We start from the raw sequence: 1788 nt of genomic DNA on the forward strand, positions 1-1788 counted from the left end.
TCCGCGCATTCCTGCCCTCAGCTTTTTGTTTATTCAGATATTTATGGATTGCCATATGCCCTGCTTTACATTGATACATTAAAGCATCTTTGTTAAATTCAAATTTATCTTCCTCTTTACGATTTCCTTGTGTAACATTACTGCATAATCTAGCGACCAGTTCATAATCTTCTTCTCTTGCAGCATCTATATTTTTTTTGCTTGCATATGCCTTGTCACCAATAACTGTTTTAATCTCCATTCCTGCTTCCCTGCTTTTCTGTACCAGGGCTGCCAATTCCTTTCCATCCGTTTTCTCTCCGCTGGTTATTGTGGCAGCTGTAATAATTCTTTCTTCCGTCATGGCGATATGTGTTTTATATCCAAAGAAGGAGGTGTCTGCTGTCTTATGTCCAATTTTTGCATCCCCATCTTTTGAGGTATCCATTTGTTCAAGGTCATCACGGACAGCTTCTTCTAATAATTTCAATTTTTCCTGCACTTTGGGATAGCTGCATATCGTTTTATTCTCTTTTATAGTGGAAATAAGCTGATTGCAATACGCCAGTTCTTTTTCCAAAGAATCTTCTGTATTTTTAGCAGGAAACTGGTTTTTCATTGTTTCTTCCACTTCATAAACGGTACGCCGTAGTTTTTTTGACCTTTCCTGTAGTGCCTGCCGCGGAGTCATTTGATTGTATCTTGATTTTGTATGTGTGGCATCAACAATAATGGTTTTTGATTTTATGATTTCCTGCTCTAATGCAATCTGGACTGTTTTCGCAATCAGCATATCTAAAAGTGCCATGTCTTTTAATCGCAATTTACGAAATTTCGTCAATGAGCTGGGATTAATAACCTCCTCCTCCGGCACCATATCCAGAAAGTATTTAAAAGACATATCATACCTGGAACGCTCTACGACATCAACATCCGATAGATCATAAATTGCTTTTAACAGCAGATATTTAAACATGCGGATAGGTGGAACTGCATTACGTCCGTTATCAAGACAATATTTATCAATTAACTCTTCATAAATAAATCCGAAGTTTACGAGTTCTTTTATCTGTCGGAGAAGATTATTCCTGGGAACCACCAATTCATATATTTTCATGTAGGAACTTAATACTAATTTTTGTTGTTGATCTACCATAAAAACACCGCCTTTATTTGATACATACATTATATCAAAAATAGACGGTAATATCTACTTTTTCAGTGCCCTCGAGAAAACCAGCTTTGTATCAACAAATGCTATCTCGGAAAGATGGGTGTGGGAAACTGGTATGGGCGGAGGAAGCGTAGAGCAGAGCTGAGTATTTACTTACCTTTTCGAAGTGTTTTTTGGCGGATAGTATTCGACTGGCTCCCATCGGATACTAAGCGGGCAGTGAGCTGCGAAATGCATCAGGATTTCGCAGCGAATGCCCGCGTGCCGCCAAAAAGCGCTTCGGAAAGGTTAGAAAATACCAGTTCTGCGGCCAGCTGACGGAGTCCATGCCAGTTTCCCACACCCATCTTTCCGTACACTACCTACATCTACAAAGCGTCTTAATCAGCTAAACCTCAATATAATGCATTTAATAGAACATTACAAAACCTTCGCTGTAATACCAGATAATTGCTCCAATCTACACTAAATATTTATCCTGGTTTTTAAATATCTCAGCCATAACCTGAATATTCTCAACTGGTACATCCCCCGGAACTGCGTGTGTGGGTGCCAGAATATATCCACCGTTTCCTTTCATAATGCCTGCCGTTCTGATAATAACGTCCTTTACTTCTTGCGGTTCAGCAAAAGGC

At 39.3% G+C, this 1788-nt stretch carries 2 protein-coding genes; both read right to left on the reverse strand.

From position 1 onward, the window contains the following. Window positions 1–1135 (reverse strand): transposase (locus RHS_RS29625; protein WP_047835267.1); only part of this gene is annotated, 1135 nt, incomplete at its 3' end. A gap of 254 nt (window positions 1136–1389) precedes the next feature. Further along, on the reverse strand, window positions 1390–1512 hold the full coding sequence (locus tag RHS_RS32420; protein WP_276327263.1) for a hypothetical protein: 123 nt from the start codon (window positions 1510–1512) through the stop codon (window positions 1390–1392). Between the last annotated feature and the right edge of the window lie 276 nt (window positions 1513–1788).

The sequence above is a fragment of the Robinsoniella sp. RHS genome (assembly GCF_001029355.1).
Lineage (GTDB): Bacteria > Bacillota > Clostridia > Lachnospirales > Lachnospiraceae > Robinsoniella > Robinsoniella peoriensis.